This window comes from Paraburkholderia sp. Ac-20340, assembly GCF_017104965.1.
Lineage (GTDB): Bacteria > Pseudomonadota > Gammaproteobacteria > Burkholderiales > Burkholderiaceae > Paraburkholderia.
On sequence record NZ_JAAGPR010000074.1, the window covers coordinates 1 to 3,184 of the forward strand.

The 3,184-nt window shown below is 64.0% G+C and carries 1 protein-coding gene; it reads left to right on the forward strand.

Annotated features, from left to right (window positions below; translation table 11 throughout):
* A partial coding sequence (locus G3N59_RS36715; RefSeq protein WP_205987903.1) for a mechanosensitive ion channel domain-containing protein occupies positions 1 to 2,401 on the forward strand: 2,401 nt, incomplete at its 5' end.
* Between the last annotated feature and the right edge of the window lie 783 nt (positions 2,402 to 3,184).

Sequence of the window (3,184 nt, forward strand, 5' to 3'; positions counted from 1 at the left end):
TAGCGCGGCAAGCGCCGCGAGCGCGCCGGGCGCATCGGCCGCCAGCGCCTCGCCCGCCTCCGACGCGCTCTCGAATGCGCTGCGCTCGAACGGCCTCGTGCTGCAGATCGCCGATGGCGCGGCGCACGGCGCGCGCGTGATCGGCCGCCAGTTGCTGCGCGCACGCGGCGCGCTGTTCAATGTGAGATCGGCGCGCGACTGGTGGAGCGTGCGGCTGGGCACGCCGCAAGGGCACGCAATCCTGATCGGCCTGCTGCGCGTGCTGCTGCTCACACTCGTGCCTGCGCTGGCGCTCGAAGCGCTGCTGCGGCGCCTGATCGCCCGGCCGCATCGCGCGATCGTCGAACACGCGGCCGCGCATCGCGACGAAGGCAGCAGCAGTGCCACGCCGACCGCCGCCGCAGCCGCACCGGCGCAGCCGCAAACGCCCGAAGCGAGCGGCACCGCCGCGATCAAAGCGGCGCAGAAAGATGCCGATCAAGACGCCCTGCGCAGCGCCGCCGGCATGGGCACGGACGATCCCGAAGCGGGCATCGATGCCAACGCCATCGCCGCGGAAAGCGCCGAAGTGCCTGCCGCAAGCGACAAGTCCTACGTGCAAAGCGCGGCCGCGCTCGCGCGCGAAGCGCTGCAGCGCAGCCGTGGCGCGCACCATTGGCGCCTGCTCAAACGCCTGCCGATGGCCTTTGTCATCACGCTGCTCGAACTCGTGCCCGTGATCGGCTTCGGGCTGTGTGCCGCCGGCGTGCTCTCGCTGTTCGGTCCCGAAGATGCCGCGCCGGCCGCCGCAGTCGGTCACGTGGTCGATGCCTGGGTGATCTGCCGCGTCATCATCGCGATCGGCAAGCTGTTGTTCGCGCCCGATTCCGACGACCTGCGTCTCACGCCGATGACCAGCGTCTGGGCCGAATTCTCGCAACGCTGGCTCACGCGCATCGTCGTGATTGGCGGCGTGGGCGGCGCGCTGGCGGGCGCCGTGCCGCTCGGCATGACCGAGGACGCGCACCTCGCGCTCGTGAAGCTCGTGATCCTGGTGGCGCACGTGGCGATCGCGATCATGATCCTGCAATGCCGCCATGCGGTGGCCGAGCGCATCCGCAATTCGGCGGCCTCGCGCGGCTCGTTCGCGTGGCTCGTGCACTGGTTCGCCGATATCTGGGCGATTGCCGCGATCTTCGTGGTGATGGCGCTGTGGTTCGTCTGGGCGCTCGACCTGCGCGGCGGCTATCAGGAACTGATTCGCGCGGGCGGCATCTCGCTGGGCGTGCTGCTGTGCGCGCGCATGCTGGCGATTGTCGTGCTGGGCGCGATCGGGCGCGTCTTCGATCCGAACGGCAAGGGCGAAAACCTGACCATCGCGCAACGCCGCGCGTATCGCTATTACCCGGCTGTGCGGCGCGTCGTGATGGCGGCGCTGTGGATCGTCATGCTCGACGTGTTGCTGCACGTCTGGGGACTGCATCCGGGCCGCTTCCTGGTGAGCGCGCCGATCGGCCATCTGCTGGGCTCCGCGCTGCTGACGATCGCCGTTGCCATCGTGGTCGCGATCGTGATCTGGGAAGCCGCGAATGGCGCGGCCGAGCGCCGCCTCAACGCGTGGACCGACGCCGGCGATTACGTGCGCGCCGCGCGACTGCGCACGCTGTTGCCGATGTTCCGCACCACGCTCTTTGTGGCGATTTTCGTGGTGGTGGGTCTGACTGCGCTTTCGCAGCTTGGCATCAACACCGCGCCCTTGATTGCCGGCGCGAGTATCTTCGGCGTGGCGCTGGGTTTTGGTTCGCAGAAGCTTGTGCAGGACTTCATCACCGGTATTTTTCTGCTCACTGAAAACGCGATGCAGGTGGGCGACTGGGTGACGGTCGCTGGTGTGTCGGGCACGGTGGAATTTCTCTCGATTCGCACGGTGCGTCTGCGTGGCGGCGATGGCTCGCTGTATACGGTGCCGTTCAGTTCGGTGACGACGGTGAACAACACGAATCGCGGCATCGGCAATGCGGCCGTCAAGGTGATGATCGCCAATGGCGCGGATCTCGAACGGGCTATCGCTACGCTGAAAGACATCGGTGCGGAAATTCGTGGCGAGGACGCGTTCAAGAACGGGATTCTTAGCGATTTCGCTTACTGGGGCGTGGACTCGGTCGATGGCGCGAGTGTCACGCTGGTGGGGCAGATTCAGTGTAAGGATTCGTCGCGGTGGGGCGTGCAGCGTGAGTTTAATCGGCGTGTGTTGACTCACTTTGCCGAGCGCGGGATCGAGCTGGCTAATCCGCAGCGGAATTTTCTTATCGATATGTCGGGTGAGCGGGATGTTGAAGGGCGCTCGTTCGAGGACGATGAGGGTGGTGGGCGCGATGCGCGCAATGGTGGGCGGAATGCGGGGCGTGGGAAGCCTAACTGATGGTTTGCTTTTGGGGCCGGTGCAGGGGTTTTGAGGGCTGGCCTCACCGTTGGGGGTTTTGATTCTTGATCCCGGAAAGGCTCACCTTTGTGATTGATATCGGGGGTGAGAGCTGGGGCGGTGTTTGTTTTGTAGGCCTTTGATTAAGGGGCTTTTTAGATCGGTGTGGGCGCAACTTTCATGCGATTGGGTGGCTCCCGAATGTGCTCACCTTTTATTGGGTGGTTGGCACATTGCCTTGTGGTCGTGTCGGTCTATTAGCGTTGCCCCTGTGCGGGGCGGCACCTACTTTTCTTTGCAGCGGCAAAGAAAAGTAGGCAAAAGAAAGCCGCTCACACCGCCAGTGTGACGCAGTTGGCAAACAGCCGTTCAGGGGGAAAGGTATAGGAGCATCCGACACTTCGCACCACGAAGCAAAGTGACAAGGCGCCCGCCCACCCGGGGGCGCTACGCGCCCCGATGGGCATAACGCAAACCGAAGGTTTGCTGGTTTCCGTGGCAGACCCAACCGTTGCACGCGCAGCGAGCAACGGGATGAATGACGGCTTTGTCACTACCTTTGAAGGTGCGAGATGCCGGATGCCCCTACACCATTCCCCGCGTAAGGCGGTTTGTGGACTGCGTCATTCTGGCGGTGTGAGCGGCTTTCTTTTGCTTACTTTTCTTTGCCGCTGTGTATGGACTGGAGACATAGGTAACAGGTGTACGGAGACATGGGTAACACATTCTCCGTTCACGTTTGCTGGTTCAGATTGATAGTCCCAAAGCAGTGGTGCGCAAAAT